Origin of the sequence: Chryseobacterium sp. SIMBA_028 (genome assembly GCF_046535285.1) — a bacterium.
In the GTDB taxonomy this organism is placed as follows: Bacteria; Bacteroidota; Bacteroidia; order Flavobacteriales; family Weeksellaceae; genus Chryseobacterium.
Window position 1 is genome coordinate 1 of sequence record NZ_JAWRWZ010000494.1, and the last position, 258, is coordinate 258.

At 35.7% G+C, this 258-nt stretch carries 1 pseudogene; it reads right to left on the reverse strand.

Going from position 1 to position 258, the window contains the following annotated elements:
* Positions 1-258: pseudogene (locus tag SCA31_RS24240) on the reverse strand (transketolase); the annotation flags it as partial.

Consider the following 258-nt stretch of genomic DNA (forward strand, 5'->3'; position numbering starts at 1 on the left):
CGATATTTCCGGCATCTTCACCAAAGACTAAGGTTTGAGGATATTTTTCAAAAATCTTATCAAAATTATTTCTTACCACGACTCTTCCGTCAACGTCTTCAGAGCTGTCAGAATATACAGGCTTGATCTCCTGTACATTTTCAGCTTTCCATTGAGACTGAGAATATAAATGGGAAGAATAGTTGTCTTTTTCTATTTCGAAAACCTCATTGTATTTCTGCATCAATTGGTTTCTTTCTGCAGAATTAGTTCCTCTTG